Origin of the sequence: Arthrobacter sp. CC3 (assembly GCF_039907775.1) — a bacterium.
Lineage (GTDB): Bacteria > Actinomycetota > Actinomycetes > Actinomycetales > Micrococcaceae > Arthrobacter.
Genome location: NZ_JARCCY010000032.1, coordinates 39,016 through 56,931 on the forward strand (window position 1 = coordinate 39,016; position 17,916 = coordinate 56,931).

The window sequence follows — 17,916 nt, forward strand, 5'->3', positions numbered from 1 at the left end:
AGCAGCGTCACTCGGCCGGCCTGGTGCCAGCCTCCCGCTCGCCTTCCGCGGCGTGTTCGTCCGCGGTTTCCGGGGCGTGACCTTCGGGAGCAGCTTCCTCGTGCCCATGCGGCACCGGCACCTCCTTGTGGTGGGCCTTCATGTGCGCTTCGTGGAGCTGGTCCGCTTCCTGCAGATGCTGCTGGAGCTTCTCCTCGGCATCGCGGCGGCGGCGGGACATCTCGCGCATTTCACGGGTGGATTCGGATCCAGGCGATGGCACATAGGGCCTGGATTTGGGGTCCTTTGCGGCAGCAGGAACCGCAGGCGCTTGTTCTTCGCTCATGGTGGCATCCTGCCACAGCACGGGCGGACCTACTAGGGCCGAACGGCCGTCATCAGCTCCAGCCCAGCAGCCGCAACCCGGCCGCAGCTCCGGCTCCGGCCAGGACCACCACCAGGAAAGGAGCCCGGAGCCACAGGGCGATTCCGGCTGCGGCGAGGGCGCCCATCCGGGCGTCCAACGCCAGGGCCTGCCCCGATGCCACCGCGTTCACGATGGTGAGGGAAGCCAGCAGGCCGATGGTCATGGTGCCCGCAATCCGGGACATCCGCGGGTTGCGCAGCAGGCTGGCCGGGACCAGATAGCCAAGGAGCTTCCAGCCGTAGCCCAGGACGCAGGCCAGCAGCAGCCACATCCAGAGGTTCATCTGCCGGCCTCTTCTGAATACGGGTCCTGACGCGGGTGCTGGTGGTGCTCGGCATAGGGATCCACATCGGGCTCCAGCCCCTCATCGCTGCGGCCGTGGCTGAACCAGCCGATCGCCGCCGCCACGAATGCCGCGATCAGGATGGGAACCCCCGCGGGCACGAACGGCACGGCCAGCACCGTTGCCAGCGCGCACACCACTGCGATGGCCACCGGCTCGCGGCCCTTGAGCCGCGGCCAAAGCAGGCCGAGGAAGGCCGCCACCGCGGCGCCGTCGAGCCCCCATTGCCTGGGGTCCCCCAGCGCGCTGCCCGCCAGCGCCCCGACCGCAGTGAAAATGTTCCAGAGCACGAAAATGCCGATGCCGGCCGTCCAGAATCCCCGCTTCTGTTCGTCGGGGTCCGTCTGCCCGGTGCTGGTGGCCGTTGATTCGTCGATGGTGACGTGGGCGGCGGCGTATTTGCGCCACCCGCGCGGTTGCAGCAGCGCGTTGAGCTGCATGCCGTAGATGCCGTTGCGCATGCCCAGGAGCGTGGCCGCGCCCATCGCCGCCACTCCGGATCCGCCGCCGGCCACCACACCGATGAACGCGAACTGCGAACCGCCGCTGAACAGCAGCAGGCTGAGCGCCATGGTCTGCCAGAAATCAAGCCCCGATGTGACGCCGAGAGCCCCGAAGGAAACCCCGTAGAGGCCGGTGGCGATGCTGATGGACAGCCCCACCCGCACGGCCGGAGACTGAAGCAGCTTCACTGCCGCGCCCCGGGAACGCTCCGAGTCCCGGCGGGACGGAACGGCTTTCGCAGGCTCCAGGCCCAGAGGATCAGCGGCACCTGCAGCGGAAGCCGGGCGGTGTGCACCTTCCGCTGCCCCGGCGTTCCGGCCGGACCGTACGCGCGGCGCAGTGCGTCGGCATGCCCGGCGACGAAGGCTGTGAACATGGCAGTAACCCCCCACGCGGCCGGTTTGCGGGTGGCCGGGATCAGGAGCCCGACGGCGGCGCCCGCCTCGAGCAGGCCGCTGAGCGCCACCCATTCGTCCCGGGTCATCACCGCATACGGGCCGTTGGGCCGGGCGCCGGAGTCGTCACGGCACAGGAAATCGGGAACGACTTGGTAAAAGAATGCGGGTTCGCGGAAATGCTTCATGGCGCTGGCCAGCAGCAGGGCGCTCAGGGCAGTCGCTGAGAGGGTCTGGGTGGCCCGGCCGGACCAGGTGAATGGCATGGATCCATGCAACCACAGGCGCTGACGCCCCCGTTAACCGCGGGCGCGCCGCCCCTGCGCGAAAGGACAGGGTGGCAACGGGCGGACGGGACTTTCCGCCCGGGTCAGGACGCGCAGCGCGGCGTAGCTTATTGACTATGAGCAACGTGGTGGAAATGACCGGCGTCGTCAAGCGTTTCGGAACGGTAGCTGCCCTCGACGGCCTCGACTTCCAGGTCGCTGCCGGCGAGGTGCATGGCTTCCTGGGTCCCAACGGGGCCGGCAAGTCCACCACGCTGCGGCTGCTGCTGGGCATGCTGCGGGCCACCTCGGGGTCGGCCAGGGTGCTGGGCCTTGACCCGTGGCACGAAGTTGCCACGCTGCACCGCCGGCTGGCGTACGTACCCGGGGACGTGGCCCTGTGGCCCAACCTGACGGGCGGCGAGGTGATCGACCTGCTGGGGCGGCTCCAGGGCGGCCAGGACCGTGCCCGGCGTGACCGGCTGCTGCAGACTTTCGACCTTGACCCCACCAAGAAGTCCCGCACCTATTCGAAGGGGAACCGGCAGAAGGTCGCCCTGGTGGCCGCCCTGGCCACCGACGCCGAGCTCTTCCTCCTGGACGAGCCCACCAGCGGGCTGGACCCCTTGATGGAGGATGCCTTCCGCGGATGCGTCCGCGAGCTCCGCGATCAGGGCCGCACCATCCTGCTCAGCAGCCACATCCTCAGTGAGGCCGAGGCGCTCTCGGACCGGGTCAGCATCATCCGGGCCGGCCGCGTGGTGGAGTCCGGGCCGCTTGCGCAGCTGCGTCACCTGACCCGGACATCGGTCACTGCCGACGTCGCAAGCGTGCCCCCGGGCCTGGACCTCCTGCCCGGCGTCCACGACGTTGTGGTGACGGACCACCGGGTCAGCGCCCAGGTGGATCCGGCCGGGCTGGCCCCGTTCCTGCAGGCCCTGACGGCCGCGGGGCTGCACGCACTGACCAGCCAGCCGCCCACGCTGGAGGATCTGTTCCTGCGCCATTACGGGCCGGCCGGATCGCTCGAAACGGCACGGCGATGACCGGGACACTGGACCGAGGCGACGCGCCGGCCGGCAGGACGCGGACCCGGCCGGCGATGACCGGGACACTGGCCGGCACCGGCGTCCTGGTCCGGCTCGCGCTCCGGCGGGACCGCTGGCTGTTGCCGCTCTGGATCCTGGGCTTCGCCCTGATCGCTTACTCGACGGCGGCGGCCGGCGCCGAGTTGTACCCGGATGAGCCCAGCCGGGTGGCGGCCGCCACGGCACTGAACGCTACGGCGTCCATGGTGGCCCTCTTTGGGCGGATCTACGATCCGGCCTCGCTTGGCGCCCTGTCGCTCATCAAATACACCGCCTTCATGACCGCCATCCTCGCGGTGTTGATGGTCATCCTCACCATCCGGCACACCCGCGGAGACGAGGAAAGCGGGCGGCTGGAGCTCCTGGGCGGCGGACGGCTGGGCCGTGACGCGCCCCTGGTGTCCGCCCTGGCCATCAGCTTCGCCACGAGCATCCTGACCGGGCTGTTGTCGGCTGCAGCGCTTTCCCTCGGCGGCTTGCCGGGCCCCGGATCACTCGCCTTCGGGCTGGGCTGGGCTGCTACGGGGATGGCGTACAGCGCCGTGGCGGCCCTGGCTGCGCAGCTGACGGCCAGCGCCCGGGCCGCTACCGGGCTCAGCATCGGCGTCATTGCCGTCACGTACGGCATGCGGGCGGTGGGCGACCTCGCCGAGCCCGGACCGTCGGTGTGGTCCTGGCTTTCGCCGATCGGGTGGAACCAGCAGGTGCGGGCCTATGCCGGTGACCACTGGTGGGTGCTGTCACTGCCCCTTGCGCTCTGCGCCGTCCTTGTTCCCGCGGCGTTCGTCCTCCGCGCGCAGCGCGACCTCGGCGCCGGCCTGCGCGATGAGCGGCCGGGCCCCGCCCGCGGAAGACTCTCCGGGGTGCTGGGCCTCGCCGTCCGGCTGCAGTACCGGGTCCTGCTGGCATGGTGTGTGGCGTTTGTCCTCTTCGGAGTGGTGATCGGCTCCCTCGTCGGCAATGTGGCGGACTTCCTGAGCTCGCCCGGCGCCCAGGACCTGATGCGCGCCCTGGGCGGTCCGCGCGCCCTGACCGACGCTTTCCTCGCCGCCGAGATCAGCATCATGGGAGTCATCGCGGCCGCCTACGGAATTTCCGCCGCCAACCATCTGCGGAGCGAGGAAACGGCCGGGCACACCGAAGCCCTGCTGGGCACTGCCACCACCCGGCTCCGCTGGGCCAGCAGCCACTACGCCGTGGCGCTGGCAGGGGTGGCGCTGCTGCAGCTGCTGACCGGCCTCTCGATCGGCATCGGGGCCGCGTCCGCCATCAACGACGGGGAGCTGGTGCCCCGCTCCCTGGTGGCGGCACTGGCCCAGATCCCGGCTGCCTGGGTGCTCACCAGTGCCGCACTGGCGGTGTTCGGTTGGCTGCCGCGGCTGACCGGTGCCGTCTGGGTGCTCCTGCTGGGACTTATTGCCCTGGGTGAATTCGGGGTGCTGTGGAACGCACCGGAATGGCTGATGGAGCTCTCGCCGTTCCGGCACACCCCGCTGCTTCCGGTGGACGCTGAAGGAATTCCGGCGCTGGCGGCCCTCACGATTACCGCCGCGCTGCTCGGCGCGCTGGGCTACGCCGGCTGGCGCCGCCGGGACCTAGCGGCCTGAGGTTCCCCTTCCCGTTCAGCTGACGGAATGACTGCTTTCGCCGAGCCGGGCCAGCACCTCGGCTGGCCGGTTGGTGGTGATTTCGTGGATTCCCACGTCCCGGCACAGCGCCACATCTTGCTCCGAGTCCACGGTCCACACCCTGAACCTGCGGCCGGAATCCATCCAGCGCTTCACGGCGCGGGCGTGCTGGCGCACGTAGTCGATGCCCGGTCCCGCCAGCCGCACTTCGCAGTCGTTCAGGATCCGTTCGCCTTCCACCTGGGCGGCCCGCATAACGTTCGCCACGGCCCCGCCCGTGATAACGCCAAGCCCCAGTTCTTCCCGGACTTCCTCCACGTTGATGTCGTCCACCAGCTGGCAGATGAACTCAGCCGGAACAGTCTTGAGCAGGTGCTTGATGGCGTCCGGGCTGAAGCTCATGAAGGACACGGAAATGTTGTCCACCCGTGAAGTGCGGGGATCCCAGCCTTCCGATTCCAGCACCTCCAGCACCCGGTCCTCCAGCGCCAGCAGGTAGGGGCTGGGATGCTTGAGCTCAATGGCGAGCCCGATGTCCCGGCCGGCCGCCCGGAGGATGTCCAGCAGGTCCGGCAGCGTCAGCAACTGGTCGAACTTTCCGCCATATTCAAGGGGAATCCGGGCGCCCTTCCACGAGGAAAAATCCAGCAGCCGCAGTTCGTCGAGGGTCCGGTCAGCCACGGGGCCGGTGCCGTCCGAGGTGCGGTCCAGGTTCGCGTCGTGCAGCAGGACCACGTGCTGGTCCCGGCTGAGGTGGACGTCGCATTCCACGCCGTCGGCCCCGTCTGCAATGGCCTGGAGATAAGCGGCCCGCGTGTGCTCAGCGAAGGCCGCGCTGGATCCCCGGTGGGCGTAGACCAGCGGCCGGGTGGGGGCGGACTCGTCGGTAGTCATGGTGACACGTTAGCGGACGCCCGCAGCGGATGCGGGACTAGGCTGGGCACATGCAGGTGAACAGTGAACAAACCACCCGACCCGCTGCAACCAGACCCCCGCATGCCGGCACAGCAGGAGCCGGTTCCGGTGCCGGTGCCGCCGTCGACCGGGGCATGGGCAGTGATGCCGAAAAGGCCGCCGCGCTGCGGAAAATGAAACTCCTGGCGCTGGGGCTGTTGATTATCATGGCCGTGATCTTCGTCTTTGCCTTCGCGCTGCAGAAGCAGTACCCGTGGCTGGAATACGTCCGCGCCGCGGCCGAGGGCGGCATGGTCGGCGCCCTCGCCGACTGGTTCGCGGTGACCGCCCTGTTCAAGTACCCGATGGGAATCAAGATCCCGCACACAGCCATCATTCCCCGCCGCAAGGACCAGATCGGCGCCTCGCTGGGTGAATTCGTGGAGACCAACTTCCTCTCCGAACAAGTGGTCCAGGAAAAGCTCGCCTCCGTGGACATCGCCCGGAAGGCCGGTGCGTGGCTGTCCGGTCCCGGCGGTGCCGAGCGTGTGGCCAAGGAGGGTGCCGCCGTCATCCGCGGAGCGTTTAAGGTACTGAACGACGACGACGTCCAGGCCGTGATCGAGTCCATGGTCCGCAAGCACCTGCTCACTCCGCCGTGGGGGCCTCCGGTGGGCCGGCTCGCCGAGCGGATCTTCGCCGATGGGCACCACCACACCCTGGTGGACCTGCTGGTGGACCGGACCGTGGACTGGGTCCGCGACAACCACGAGACGGTCAGCAGGCTGGTTTCGGACCGGTCCCCGCAGTGGGTTCCACAGTTCGTGGACGGCCTCGTGGGAGACAAGGTGTATGTGGAGATCCTCAAGTTCACGAAGGCCGTGCAGGCCGATCCGCACCATCAGGTCCGGCAGTCGATCGATACGTACCTCACCTCGCTCGCGCAGGACCTGCAGCACGACCCCGTGATGATCGCCCGGGCCGAAGGGATCAAGGCGCAGGTGCTGGGCGACCCCGAGGTCCGCGAACTGGCCTCCCGCACGTGGGGCACCATCAAGGCGGCGCTGCTCGGCGCCGTCGACGATCCCCACAGCGAACTGACCGTCAAGTTCAAGGCGGCCGTGCACGACTTCGGCACCCGGCTGGTGGTGGACCCCGAACTGGCGGGCAAGGTCAACGCGTGGATCGGCGACGCCGCGGGCTACCTCGTGAGGACCTACCGCTCAGACATCGCGGGCGTGATCACGGATACCGTGGCACGCTGGGACGCCGAGGAGACCTCGCAGAAGATCGAACTGCAGGTGGGCAAGGACCTGCAGTTCATCCGGATCAACGGCACCGTGGTGGGCGCCCTGGCCGGACTGGCCATTTTCACGGCGGCGCACCTGGCCTTCGGCTGACCGCCCCAACCACCCAGCGCCCAGCGCGAACGGACACTTAAGCACCACTGCCCACCGCGAAAACCGTAAACACCAGTGCCACGAGCGCCGTGACCACCAGCAGGAGCAGGCCGATCGAGTAGCTGTGGGTCGCGGCGTCGTACGTTGCCCCCATGACGAGCGGCGGGAAGTAGCCGCCGAGGCCGCCCGCCGCGCTGACCACGCCGCTGATGCTGCCCACTTTCCCGTGCGGCGCCAGCACGCCCACCCAGGCGAAAACCCCGCCCGCGCCCAGGCCGAGGGCCGCTGCCATGGCGACGAATGTCAGGCCCGCCGGGACCTCGCCGTCGGGCTGCAGGTTCACCACCCACGCGAGGACCGCGACGGCGGCAAGCGAGACGATCACCACCGGTTTGGGCCCGAGCTTGTCCGCGAGCACTCCGCCCACCGGCCGTGCCAGCACCGCCGCGAGGGCGAACCCTGCCGTGCGCGCACCGGCGCCGCTCGGATCGAAGCTGTACACGTCGCGGAGGTACGTGGGCAGGTAGGTGGCAAAGGAGACGAAGCCGCCGAAGACGACGGCGTAGAGGAAGCACATCTTCCAGGTGACCGGCGTTTTGGCGGCGTCCAGGAGTTTGGGCAGCACCGGGGCGTTGCTGCGGGTCCAGCCCGGGGATTCCTTCATCAGGAACCAGACCAGGGCCGCCATGACGGCAAGGACCCCGGCGATCAGCAGGTGCGTCGGGAAGTATCCGATGGAGGCGACGAGCCGGGGGTTGAGGAAGGCGGCCAGCGCCGTTCCGCCCATGCCGGCACCGAAGACGCCGGTGGCGAAGCCCCGCCGGGACGGTTCGTACCATCCGCTGACAAAGGGGATTCCGACGGCGAACACGGTTCCGGCGACGCCGAGCAGCAGGCCGGCGCCCAGCACCAGCGCGAAGGAGCGCAGGGTTCCGCCGACTGCCACCAGCAGGATCGGCACGATGGCGGCAAGCAGCACGAAGGTGAACATCGCCCGGCCGCCGTACCGGTCCGTCAGGGTTCCGACGACGATCCGCCCCAGCGAGCCGACGAACACCGGCATGGCCACCAGGACGCCGGTGGTGGCCGGGTTGAGCTGCAGGTTCTGGGTGTAGAAGGCGCCGAGGGTGGCCACGGAGTTCCAGGCCCAGAAGCCTGCCACGGACGCCGCGGTGGCCAGCACCAGGTTCCGGGTCTGGCCCGTGGAAGCGGACGTTGGGGACGGTGCTGTTCCAGCCACTGTTCACTCCTTTGGATTCAGCCGGTTTTGGATGGGCCCGGCCACTTCAGCGGTTACGGGTGTCCCTGTCCCGGGTTCCCACGGGCGCCCAGCCGCGCCGGGTGGCTGCGTCCCGCGAGCGGTAGACGATGTAGGGGCGGAAAAGGTAGTGCAGCGGCGCCGTGAAGGCGTGGACCAGCCGGGTGAACGGCCAGATGACGAACAGGGCCATGCCCACGAGGGTGTGCAGGTGGAAGGAGAACGGCGCCGCCGCCATGGCCGCGATGTCCGGCTGTAGCACGAACAGCGAGCGGAACCAGGGCGCCACGGTCTCGCGGTAGTTGTGCCCGTGCTCGCCCTCGAAGACGCTGGCCAGGGTGGTCCAGAGGCCGAAAACAATGGCGGCGGTGAGGACCACGTACATGGTCTTGTCGTTTGTGGTGGTGGCCATGAACACCGGCCCGGTGGTGCGGCGCCGGTAGATCAGCAGGATGATCCCGCCCAGGGTGCCCACCCCCGCAATCCCGCCCACAAACAGGGCATTGAAGTGGTAGAAGTCCTGGCTCATGCCCACCGTCTGGGTCCACGCCATGGGGATCACCAGGCCGAAGAAGTGCCCGGCAATCACCGCCAGCAGGCCGAAATGGAACAGCGGGGACGCAATCCGGAGCATCTTCGATTCGTACAGCTGGGAGGACCTGGTGGTCCAGCCGAACTGGTCGTACTTGTAGCGCCACACCAGGCCGCCCACCAGCACCACCACCATGACGTACGGCAGGACGCCCCAGAGCGCGGTGTCCAGGGCGGTGATTTCGACGGCGGATCCGGGCTCGGCTTCGAAGGGCGCCGTTTCAAGAGTCACCATGGTCAGGCCCCCTTCACGGGCAGGAGTCGCGGATCGTAGGGGTCCAGCCCCACGGCCTCGGTGGGCGGGCCGTAACCGGCCATCCGCATCACGGCCTGCTCGTCCGCGGGCGATTTCCCGGGGAGCGTGGCGCAGACGGCCTGCAGGATCCGGGCGTGCGGCAACCCGTCCCGCAGCAGCCCGAACCGAAGCATCTCGAGGCTCGCCCGGAAGCGGGTGAGCAGTTCCCGCCCCGCTGCCAGGTCCACCACCGCGGCGTATTCCAAGACCATCGGCAGGTAGTCCGGCAGTTCGCCGCGGGTGTCCACCAGGATGTCGCTTTGCCGGTAGGTCTTCTTGAAGTTGCCCAGCACCTCGCCACGGCGCCGGGTGTCCCCGTCGGTCCAGTAGCTCAGGTGCAGGGCGTGCCGCTTGCCGAGGTCGAATTCACGGACGTAGTGTGCCTGCACGTCCATGGGCGGCGTGGATTCCAGCAGGTCCAGCACCTCGGCGAAGTCCGGCAAAGCACCGGGGAACTCGCCCAGCGCCGACCGCATGAGCGGCACCCTGCCGATCAGTTCCTCATCCGGATAAGACAGGCACCAGGCGGCCGCGAGGTAGACCACCTGCTGGCGCCGGCTCACGGCTGTTCCCCCGGGTGGTGCTTCTCCGGAAAAAGCCCCGGAGGCGCCCCGGTGCCGTCCCAGTTGAGCAGGTTCACCCGGCCGCGCAGGGTGGTTCCACCGGGCGCCTCGTCGGAGGTCTGCCGGTCCCGCAGGGCGTTGAAGGTTTCCACCGCCACCGGGACCGGGCGGCCGCTGGCCTCGCCGAACGGGGAGGAATCCTGCATGCCGGGGCCGCCGTCGAAGTCCAGCGAGCAGCCCATCTCCTCCAGGTCGTGGGCCTGTTCCACGTGCGCCTTGGGAATGACGTAGCGCTCGTCGTACTTCGCGATCGCCATCAGCCGGTACATCTCGTACATGGTCTGGCCGTCCATGCCCACGGTTTCCGGGATGGAGTCGTCGGGGTCGTTGCCCAGGCTGATGCCGCGCATGTAGGAGCGCATGGCCGCGAGCTTCTTCAGCACCGCGGTGACGCGGTCCGCATCCCCGGCGGTGAAGAGTTCCGCGAGGTACTCCACCGGGATGCGCAGCGCCTCAATGGCGCCGAAGAGGTTGCCGTGATCCTCGCCGTCGTGCCCCTGGTCCCGCAGCAGATCCACCACGGGTGAGAGCGGCGGCACGTACCAGACCATCGGCATGGTCCGGTATTCGGGGTGCAGCGGCAGGGCCACCTTGTAGACCTTGGCGAGGGCGTACACCGGTGAGCGCCGGGCGGCGTCAAGCCAGTCCTCGGGAATGTCCTGGGCCCGGGCCGCAGCCTGGACGGCGGGGTCGTTCGGGTCCAGCAGCACATCCATCTGGGCGTCGTAGAGTTCCTGCGGGTCGGTGACCGCGGCCGCCGCGGTGACGGCGTCGGCGTCGTACAGGAACAGCCCCAGGTACCGCAGCCGGCCCACGCAGGTCTCCGAGCAGACCGTCGGCAGCCCCACTTCCACCCGCGGGTAGCAGAAGGTGCACTTCTCGGCTTTGCCCGTCTTGTGGTTGAAGTAGATCTTCTTGTACGGGCAGCCCGTGACGCACTGCCGCCAGCCGCGGCACTTGTCCTGGTCCACCAGCACAATCCCGTCCTCCACCCGCTTGTAGATCGCGCCGGAGGGGCAGGAGGCCATGCAGGACGGGTTCAGGCAGTGCTCGCAGATCCGCGGCAGGTAGAACATGAACGTCTGCTCGTAGGCGAACTTGATCTTGTCCTCGGACTCGCGGCGCACCTTCTCCACGATCGGGTCCAAATGGCCGTTCTCGGCGGAGCCGCCCAGGTCGTCGTCCCAGTTCGCGGACCACGTGATTTTCGTGTCCTTGCCGGTGATCAGGGACTTGGGCCGGGCCACCGGGAAGTCGTCGCCCAGCGGCGCGTCCACGAGGGTTTTGTAGTCGTAGGTCCACGGCTCGTAGTAGTCCTTGAGTTCGGGCTGGACGGGGCTGGCGAAGATTCCCAGGAGCTTCTTCACCCGGCCGCCGGCCTTGAGCACCAGCTTGCCGCGCTTGTTCAGCACCCAGCCGCCGTGCCACCTTTCCTGGTCCTCGTAGCGCCGGGGATACCCCTGGCCGGGGCGGGTTTCCACGTTGTTGAACCAGACGTATTCGGTGCCCGCACGGTTGGTCCAGGCCTGCTTGCAGGTCACGGAACAGGTGTGGCAGCCGATGCATTTGTCCAGGTTCATGACCATGCCCATTTGAGCCATGACACGCATCAGTACTGCACCTCCTGGGAACGACGGCGGACGGTGGCCACCATGTCGCGCTGGTTTCCGGTGGGGCCGAGGTAGTTGAACGCGTAGGCCAGCTGGGCGTAGCCGCCGATCAGGTGCGAGGGTTTCACCAGCAGCCGGGTCACCGAATTGTGGATGCCGCCGCGCCTGCCGGTGGCCTCGGACTTCGGGACGTCGATGGTGCGTTCCTGCGCGTGGTGGACGTACACCACCCCGGCCGGCATCCGGTGGCTGACAATGGCCCGGGCCACCAGGACGCCGTTGATGTTCAGGCACTCCACCCAATCGTTGTCCCTGACCTGGATTGCTTCCGCGTCGGCCGGGCTCATCCAGACGGTGGGCCCGCCGCGGGAGAGCGAGAGCATCAGCAGGTTGTCCTGGTATTCGGAGTGGATGGACCACTTGGAGTGCGGGGTGAGGTACCGGACCACCACCTCCATGGCCCCGTCGCGGCCGAGTTTGGGCTCGCCGAAGAGCCGGTGCATGTCCAGCGGCGGCCGGTAGATCGGCAGGGCTTCGCCGATGTCGGTCATCCAGTCGTGGTCGAGGAAGAAGTGCATCCGCCCGGTCAGGGTGTGGAAGGGCTTGAGCCGTTCGATGTTGATGGTGAAGGGGGCGTAGCGCCGGCCGCCGGTTTCGGAGCCGGACCATTCCGGCGAGGTGATCACCGGGACCGGGCCGGCCTGGGTCTGGGCGAAGGTGATGAACTTTTCCTCGGAGCCCTCGGACAGGTCCGCGAGCTCCCGGCCGGTGCGGACTTCCAGGTCCTTGAAGCCCTGCACGGACAGCGCGCCGTTGGTGGTCCCGGAGAAGGCCAGGATGGCTTCCGCCATTTTCGCGTCGGTGTCGATCGCCGGGCGGCCGTCCGCGGCGCCGCCAAGCATCACGCCGTTGGAGCGGCTGAGCCGGTCCAGGGGTCCGGCGAGTTTGTAGGTGACGTTCTTGACCGTGAAGCCCAGTTTGTCGGCGAGGGGCCCGACGGCGGCCAGCTTGTCCGCGATGGCCGTATAGTCACGCTCCACCACCGAAAAAACGGGCATGTTCTGCCCCGGCACGGCGGGAATGTCCGTCTGCCGCCAGTCCCGCACGATCCCGCCGGGCTGGGCGAGCTGGCCGGGGGTGTCGTGCTGCAGCGGCACACTGACCAGGTCCCGGCGGACGCCCAGGTGGGTCTTCGCCTGCCGGGAGAACTCCTGTGCCAGCAGGTGGAAGGTGTCGAAGTCCGTTTTGGTTTCCCACGGCGGGTCAATCGCCGGGCTGAAGGCGTGGACGAACGGGTGCATGTCGGTGGAGGACAGGTCGTGTTTCTCGTACCAGGTGGCGGCCGGGAACACGACGTCGGACAGCAGCGTGGTGGAGGTCATCCGGAAATCAGCGGAGACCAGCAGGTCCAGCTTCCCCTCCGGCGCCCGCTCATGCCACCTCACGTCCCTGGGCTTGAGCCCCTCGGCGTGGTCCTTGCCCAGGACGTTGTTGTGCGTGCCCAGCAGGTTCCGCAGGAAGTACTCGTTGCCCTTGGCCGAGGAGCCGAACAGGTTGGAGCGCCACAGCACCAGGGTCCGAGGCCAGTTCTCCGGGGCGTCCACGTCCTCGATGGAAGGGTTCAGCGTGCGGTTCTTGAGCGCGTCCGCGATGTAACCCGGAGTGTCCGGCGCAGTGCCGGCGGCGACGGCGGCCTCCGCCTCGTCCGCGAGGTCCAGCGGGTTGCGGTCGAACTGCGGGTAGAACGGCATCCAGCCGAGCCGGGCGGACTGGGCCAGCGCGTCCGCGGTGTGCATGCCGTCCAGGGCTCCGGTGGACAGCGGGGACTTCAGCGCGTCCGCGGAATAGCCGTCCTGCCGCCACTGGTCGGTGTGCATGTACCAGTAGCCGGTGCCGATCATGGTCCGCGGCGGGCGCGACCAGTCCAGGGCATTGGCCAGCGACAACCAGCCGGTGACCGGCCGGGTCTTTTCCTGCCCGACGTAATGCGCCCAGCCGCCGCCGTTGCGGCCCATGCAGCCGGTGAGCATCACCAGCGCCAGCACGGCCCGGTAGGTGGTGTCGCCGTGGAACCACTGGCAGATTCCGGCGCCCATGATGATCATGGACCGGCCCTTGGACTGCTCGGCGTTGCGCGCGAATTCCCGCGCCACGCGGATGCAGGCCTGTGCGGGGACGCTGGTGATCTCCTCCTGCCAGGCCGGGGTGTAGGGCGTGGACGCGTCGTCGTAGCCGGCGGCCCACTCCCCCGGGAGCCCGTCCCGGCCCACGCCGTACTGGGCCAGCATCAGGTCGAACACGGTGGTGACCAGCTGGCCTTCCACTTCCAGGACGGGCACGCCGCGGCGCAGCACGCTCCCCTCCCCTCCGGCATCCTCGAAGCACGGGAGCAGGATTTCGGCGCTTTCCCCGGACACTTCACGGAGGGACAGGGCGGGGTCGATTCCCTCCAGGTCGAGGTTCCATTTGCCCTGGCCGCTGCCGGAATACCGGAACCCGAGGGAGCCGTTGGGCACCGCGGTCCGCCCGGTCTTCTTGTCGAACAGGACGGTGCGGAATGCCGCGTCCTCGGCCCCGGACTCCCCCGGGAGGTCCCGGGCGGTGAGGAATTTCGACGGCGTCAGGGCGCCGTCGTCGTTCTTCACCAGCCTGACCAGGAACGGAAGGTCCGTGTACTGCTTCACGTAGTCGGTGAAAAACGGCACGTCCCGGTCCACGAAGAATTCCTTGAGCATGACGTGCCCCATCGCCATCGCCAGGGCTGCGTCCGTTCCGGCCTGCGCGGGGAGCCATTCGTCGGCGAATTTGGTGTTGTCCGCGTAGTCCGGGCTGACGGTGACCACCTTGGTGCCGCGGTACCGGACCTCGGCCATCCAGTGCGCGTCCGGGGTCCGGGTCACGGGGACGTTGGAGCCCCACATCATGAGGTAGCGCGCGTCCCACCAGTCGCCGGACTCCGGGACGTCGGTCTGGTCCCCGAACACCTGCGGGCTGGCCACGGGCAGGTCCGCGTACCAGTCGTAGAAGGACGTCATCACCCCGCCGATCAGCTGGATGAAGCGGGTTCCCACGGCGTGCGACACCATGGACATCGCGGGGATGGGTGAGAAACCGGCGCAGCGGTCCGGGCCGTAGGTTTTGATCGTGTTCACGTGGGCTGCGGCCGCGATCTCGACGGCTTCCTGCCAGGAGACCCGGACCAGGCCGCCCTTGCCGCGGGCCTGCTGGTAGCGTCGGCGCTTTTCCGGGTCGGCCGTTATCTCGGCGAAGGCCAGCACCGGGTCGCCGAGCCGGGCCTTGGCCTCGCGGTACATCTCAACGAGGACGCCCCGGGCGTACGGGAAGCGGACCCGCGTGGGCGAGTAGGTGTACCAGGAGAACGCCGCGCCGCGCGGGCAGCCCCTGGGCTCGTATTCCGGGCTGTCCGGGCCCACCGAGGGGTAGTCGGTCTGCTGGGACTCCCAGGTGATGATGCCGTCCTTGACGTACACCTTCCAGGAGCACGAGCCGGTGCAGTTCACCCCGTGCGTGGACCGGACCACTTTGTCGTGGCTCCAGCGGTCGCGATAGAAGATGTCGCCTTTGCGGCCGCCCTCCCGGAACACCGCCCTGCCGTCGTCGGTCTGGTCCCATTTGGTGAAGAATCGGCCCAGCTTCAACATTGCATCTGATGCGGGTCCATCTAACCCCGCGTGGGGTCCGGCAGCCATGCCCTCAAGCTAGGTTGCCGCCTGAACTCCCGGATAGGGCCGAACGGCACTAGCCCGCCCCGACTGAGCGCGAACGGACACTTCAGCACCGGTTGGTAGCGCGAACGGACACATAAGCCCCCGCCCCGAGCGCGCGACGGGGCCGCAAGTGTCCGTTCGCGCTTCAGGGAGGGCCGGAAGTGTCCGTTCGCGCTTAGTTGGTCTGAGGGCTAGGCGAAGGGCTCCAGTTCCACGCCGGCGGCTTCCAGGGCCTTGCGGACGGCGGCCGCCGTCTCCACCGAACCGGGGGTGTCGCCGTGGAGGCACAGCGAGTGCGGCTGCAGCCGGACCACGGTGCCGTCCACGGCCTCCACTTCGCCGTGAATGGCCAGCCGGACCGCGCGTTCGGCGATCTCCCCGGCGTCGACCAGGAGCGCACCGTCCGCTGTGCGCGGCACCAGCGATCCGTCCGGGAGGTAGGCGCGGTCCGCGAAGGCTTCATGGAACACGGGGTGGCCCGCCTCGGCGGCAAAGGACAGGAGTGCCGACCCCTGCAGGCCCAGGATCGGCAGCCCGGGATCGTAGGCCTGGATGGCGGCGATCACGGCCGAGGCCTGTTCGGCGTCGTGCACCGTGCGGTCGTACAGTGCGCCGTGGACTTTGACGTAGTCAACGGATGCCCCGACGGCGTGCGCCACGCCGTCGAGCGCGCCGAGCTGGTACAGCACGGCCCCGAAGAGGTCGTCAAAGGTCATGTCAATGGACCGGAGGCCAAACCCGGGCAGGTCGGGATACCCGACATGCGCGCCCACCCTGACGTCCAGCTCAAAGGCCGCACGGCAGGTGTCCAGCATGGTGACGGGGTCCCCGGCGTGCAGGCCGCAGGCCACGCTGGCGCTGGTGATGAGCGGGAACATGGCGGCATCGTCCCCCATGGTCCAGGTCCCGAAGGACTCCCCCAGGTCAGCGTTCAGATCCAATGAATCCACCTTTCAATGTTGAGTCTCCGCCGGTTGTGGTGCCGGGGGTATTGGTGCTGGTGTCCAGGGCGGCCGGGGATCCGGCACCGCCGGTGGTGCCCGCGCCGGCAGCCACGGGCGTCAGTTCGCCGGGGATGGTGTCCGGCATGGGCCCGAAAGCTTCCTTGGCGCTTGCGACGACGGCGCGTCCCATCACGCGGTTGCCCACGCCTCCCACCACGGCGCCGACGCCGAACGGCAGGGCGCGGCCCAGGAGCGCCGTCCCTTGCCGCTGCAGCAAGTTGCGGAGGAACGCACGCTGGATCCGGTCCCGCACCGAGCCGAAGCCGGGGAACGATGTCTTGCGGGCGAACGCTGAACCCCAGGCGTCCGTGGGGCCCTTGCCGCGGCCGGCGGCCTGGCCGCTGAGGCTACCGAGGAGCGCGGTACCTTCCTCGCCCAGCATGATGGCCATGACCAGCGTGCCGGCTTTCTCGGGGTCCACCATGCGGATGCCGTGGAGCTCGGCCAGGGATGTTGCGTACAGTGCGGTGGCTTCGAGGAAGCCGACGGTGGCTGCGGCGGAGAGGCCCAGGGCGGCCACGGTGCCGACGCCGGGGATGACGGCGGAGCCGCCGACGAGTGCGCCGCCGCCGGTCACAGCGAGCAGGTAGTCGCGTTCCAGCTTGTCCGCGAGCTGCGCGGCCGTGGCGCGCGGGTGCCTGCGCTGGAGCCGCCGGAGGTTGGCAAGCACCAGCGGCCGCTGGACTTCGACCGCCCGCAGCAGCATGCCGTGCAATCCGGGCTTGGGCTTGCCGTGGGAGTCGAACACCGCCTTGTGCGCGGTTTTTTGTGCAATTCGCATTGCCGGGTTCTTTCGCATGGCCATCGTCACCTTTCCTGGAACGGGAACAAGCCGCCGGCGGTGGTCCGCAACCGCGGTACGGAACCGTGACTGCTGCCGGGCAACGACAGCTTGTGGCTGTCGCTCTCCCTTAACACTAAGCCACCTTGCTACATCACCCAGGATTCGGCCACCGCTATGTACGCTGACGACGACGGCCCCCGGGGCCCGGGGTACACGGTCGGTGAGCCGGGCCATTCCACGCCGAATTCGGCCAGCCGTCCGGTGCTGCACGGAAGGTAGACATTCGTCAGGGCCGCGCTGGTGCCGCCGAGCTGGAAGTCGGGCGCCGAGAACTGGCGGCGGTCCAGGACACCGCTGATTTCGAGCTCCGCCTTGCGCCCCACGGCCCGGAAGCCGCGGTCCACGTCCAGTTCGACGTCGAACTCGTCCTGGGTGTGCGTGATTTCCGCCAGCGGGAACCTGGCTGCCTCCGGAAAGTAGCGGGTGAGTTCGTTGGCCAGGGTTTCGGCGAAGTAGCCGTTGGGGCCGTAGCTGCGCCAGCCCTGGCGGGTGGCCACCAGGAGGGCGTTGCCGCTGCCCCACTTGGACCATTCGGCCATCCAGAAGGAGGCGAAGCAGCTGGCGGGTTCACCGGGGATGTGGACGCCGTCCGGGTTCACCGGATGCAGCGCCAGGCCCGGGTTGCTGCCTATGAATGCCATGCTGCGGCGTGATGCGCCTGCCGGACTGTTCCCCATACGCAGAGCCTAGCCCGGGGTTTTCATGGCGGGCCGGTGGGTAGGCGTGTTTAATCAGGGAAAGGGTGCTCTGAACTGGGAAAATAGTGGTTGTCGAGACCGTTATTTGCCGAGCGAAGGAGCACCCTTTCGATGCAAAAGTCTACCCCTGTTTTTCCGTCCCTGCCGGTCAGTTTCAGCGGCCAGTCGCTGATCTCCCACGCCGGTGTCACGGTCCTCACCGGATTCATGGACGCCCTCGGCTTCGGCAGGCTGTGCGAAGACAGGCTTGGCCAGTTTGTTCCCTCCGGCGCACGGCATCGTTCCGGCAAGCTCCTCGGTTCCCTGGCAGCGATGCTCGCCGCCGGAGGCGAACATGCATC

Annotated in this window: 16 protein-coding genes and 1 pseudogene; 4 read left to right on the top strand and 13 right to left on the bottom strand. The window is 68.5% G+C overall.

Annotated elements, in window-relative coordinates; genetic code table 11:
• Positions 1 to 7: 7 nt before the first annotated feature.
• The 4 genes from PV761_RS17485 to PV761_RS17500 are packed head-to-tail and all read right to left on the bottom strand — an operon-like array spanning position 8 to position 1,914.
• Complete coding sequence (locus PV761_RS17485) at positions 8 to 325, bottom strand: hypothetical protein (protein WP_347898656.1); 318 nt, start codon at positions 323 to 325, stop codon at positions 8 to 10.
• 52 nt (positions 326 to 377) lie between these two features.
• On the bottom strand, positions 378 to 689 hold the full coding sequence (locus tag PV761_RS17490; RefSeq protein ID WP_347898658.1) for an AzlD domain-containing protein: 312 nt from the start codon (positions 687 to 689) through the stop codon (positions 378 to 380).
• On the bottom strand, positions 686 to 1,441 hold the full coding sequence (locus PV761_RS17495; RefSeq protein ID WP_347898660.1) for an AzlC family ABC transporter permease: 756 nt from the start codon (positions 1,439 to 1,441) through the stop codon (positions 686 to 688). The genes PV761_RS17490 and PV761_RS17495 overlap by 4 nt, the downstream gene beginning before the upstream one ends.
• On the bottom strand, positions 1,438 to 1,914 hold the full coding sequence (locus tag PV761_RS17500) for a hypothetical protein (RefSeq protein ID WP_028270649.1): 477 nt from the start codon (positions 1,912 to 1,914) through the stop codon (positions 1,438 to 1,440). The genes PV761_RS17495 and PV761_RS17500 overlap by 4 nt, the downstream gene beginning before the upstream one ends.
• Before the next feature lie 137 nt (positions 1,915 to 2,051).
• Between PV761_RS17500 and PV761_RS17505 the strand changes: the two genes are divergently transcribed.
• Both PV761_RS17505 and PV761_RS17510 read left to right on the top strand, forming a co-directional pair.
• Complete coding sequence (locus tag PV761_RS17505; RefSeq protein ID WP_347898662.1) at positions 2,052 to 2,960, top strand: ABC transporter ATP-binding protein; 909 nt, start codon at positions 2,052 to 2,054, stop codon at positions 2,958 to 2,960.
• Entirely contained in the window at positions 2,957 to 4,609 is a 1,653-nt protein-coding gene (locus PV761_RS17510; protein ID WP_347898664.1) for an ABC transporter permease, read from the top strand. The genes PV761_RS17505 and PV761_RS17510 overlap by 4 nt, the downstream gene beginning before the upstream one ends.
• Positions 4,610 to 4,624: 15 nt before the next feature.
• On the opposite strand, the gene PV761_RS17515 is transcribed toward PV761_RS17510, so the two are convergent.
• The gene (locus PV761_RS17515; RefSeq protein ID WP_347898666.1) at positions 4,625 to 5,524 is read right to left on the bottom strand and encodes a glycerophosphodiester phosphodiesterase family protein; all 900 of its coding nucleotides are present in this window, start codon (positions 5,522 to 5,524) and stop codon (positions 4,625 to 4,627) included.
• A 50-nt stretch (positions 5,525 to 5,574) separates the two neighbouring features.
• On the opposite strand from PV761_RS17515, the gene PV761_RS17520 reads away from it, so the two are divergent.
• On the top strand, positions 5,575 to 6,924 hold the full coding sequence (locus PV761_RS17520) for a DUF445 domain-containing protein (RefSeq protein ID WP_347898668.1): 1,350 nt from the start codon (positions 5,575 to 5,577) through the stop codon (positions 6,922 to 6,924).
• A gap of 37 nt (positions 6,925 to 6,961) precedes the next feature.
• On the opposite strand, the gene PV761_RS17525 is transcribed toward PV761_RS17520, so the two are convergent.
• From PV761_RS17525 to PV761_RS17560, 8 genes are all read right to left on the bottom strand, one after another.
• Positions 6,962 to 8,164, bottom strand: a complete 1,203-nt coding sequence (locus PV761_RS17525) for an MFS transporter (RefSeq protein ID WP_347898670.1) — start codon at positions 8,162 to 8,164, stop codon at positions 6,962 to 6,964.
• A gap of 46 nt (positions 8,165 to 8,210) precedes the next feature.
• Positions 8,211 to 9,008, bottom strand: a complete 798-nt coding sequence (gene narI, locus PV761_RS17530) for a respiratory nitrate reductase subunit gamma (RefSeq protein ID WP_347898672.1) — start codon at positions 9,006 to 9,008, stop codon at positions 8,211 to 8,213.
• Between the two features lie 2 nt (positions 9,009 to 9,010).
• Complete coding sequence (gene narJ / locus PV761_RS17535; RefSeq protein WP_347898674.1) at positions 9,011 to 9,631, bottom strand: nitrate reductase molybdenum cofactor assembly chaperone; 621 nt, start codon at positions 9,629 to 9,631, stop codon at positions 9,011 to 9,013.
• Positions 9,628 to 11,301: a nitrate reductase subunit beta gene (gene narH / locus PV761_RS17540; protein WP_347898676.1), complete on the bottom strand. Its 1,674-nt coding sequence runs from the start codon at positions 11,299 to 11,301 to the stop codon at positions 9,628 to 9,630. Before narH ends, narJ begins: the two co-directional genes overlap by 4 nt.
• Positions 11,301 to 15,011 (bottom strand): nitrate reductase subunit alpha, encoded by a 3,711-nt coding sequence (locus tag PV761_RS17545; RefSeq protein ID WP_347898678.1) that lies wholly within the window; start codon positions 15,009 to 15,011, stop codon positions 11,301 to 11,303. The genes narH and PV761_RS17545 overlap by 1 nt, the downstream gene beginning before the upstream one ends.
• Positions 15,012 to 15,220: 209 nt before the next feature.
• Positions 15,221 to 15,970 carry a 5-oxoprolinase subunit PxpA gene (locus tag PV761_RS17550; RefSeq protein WP_347898680.1) on the bottom strand — a complete coding sequence of 250 codons (750 nt, stop codon included), beginning with the start codon at positions 15,968 to 15,970 and terminating at the stop codon, positions 15,221 to 15,223.
• Positions 15,954 to 16,838, bottom strand: coding sequence for a hypothetical protein (locus tag PV761_RS17555; protein ID WP_347898682.1), 885 nt, complete (start codon positions 16,836 to 16,838; stop codon positions 15,954 to 15,956). Before PV761_RS17555 ends, PV761_RS17550 begins: the two co-directional genes overlap by 17 nt.
• A 125-nt stretch (positions 16,839 to 16,963) precedes the next feature.
• A complete protein-coding gene (locus PV761_RS17560; protein ID WP_028270638.1) occupies positions 16,964 to 17,554 on the bottom strand; it encodes a hypothetical protein in 591 nt (196 codons plus the stop codon).
• 132 nt (positions 17,555 to 17,686) lie between these two features.
• On the opposite strand from PV761_RS17560, the pseudogene PV761_RS17565 reads away from it, so the two are divergent.
• Positions 17,687 to 17,916, top strand: a pseudogene (locus PV761_RS17565) (IS1380 family transposase); the annotation flags it as partial.

Excerpts from the sequence above, each read along its gene's own strand:
- narH (WP_347898676.1), bottom strand. The coding sequence starts at position 11,301 with ATGCGTGTCATGGCTCAAATGGGCATGGTCATGAACCTGGACAAATGC.
- PV761_RS17555 (WP_347898682.1), bottom strand. The coding sequence starts at position 16,838 with ATGGCCATGCGAAAGAACCCGGCAATGCGAATTGCACAAAAAACCGCG.
- PV761_RS17520 (WP_347898668.1), top strand. The coding sequence starts at position 5,575 with ATGCAGGTGAACAGTGAACAAACCACCCGACCCGCTGCAACCAGACCC.
- narI (WP_347898672.1), bottom strand. The coding sequence starts at position 9,008 with ATGGTGACTCTTGAAACGGCGCCCTTCGAAGCCGAGCCCGGATCCGCC.
- PV761_RS17510 (WP_347898664.1), top strand. The coding sequence starts at position 2,957 with ATGACCGGGACACTGGACCGAGGCGACGCGCCGGCCGGCAGGACGCGG.
- PV761_RS17505 (WP_347898662.1), top strand. The coding sequence starts at position 2,052 with ATGAGCAACGTGGTGGAAATGACCGGCGTCGTCAAGCGTTTCGGAACG.
- PV761_RS17485 (WP_347898656.1), bottom strand. The coding sequence starts at position 325 with ATGAGCGAAGAACAAGCGCCTGCGGTTCCTGCTGCCGCAAAGGACCCC.
- PV761_RS17490 (WP_347898658.1), bottom strand. The coding sequence starts at position 689 with ATGAACCTCTGGATGTGGCTGCTGCTGGCCTGCGTCCTGGGCTACGGC.
- PV761_RS17560 (WP_028270638.1), bottom strand. The coding sequence starts at position 17,554 with ATGGGGAACAGTCCGGCAGGCGCATCACGCCGCAGCATGGCATTCATA.
- PV761_RS17515 (WP_347898666.1), bottom strand. The coding sequence starts at position 5,524 with ATGACTACCGACGAGTCCGCCCCCACCCGGCCGCTGGTCTACGCCCAC.
- PV761_RS17545 (WP_347898678.1), bottom strand. The coding sequence starts at position 15,011 with ATGGCTGCCGGACCCCACGCGGGGTTAGATGGACCCGCATCAGATGCA.
- PV761_RS17500 (WP_028270649.1), bottom strand. The coding sequence starts at position 1,914 with ATGCCATTCACCTGGTCCGGCCGGGCCACCCAGACCCTCTCAGCGACT.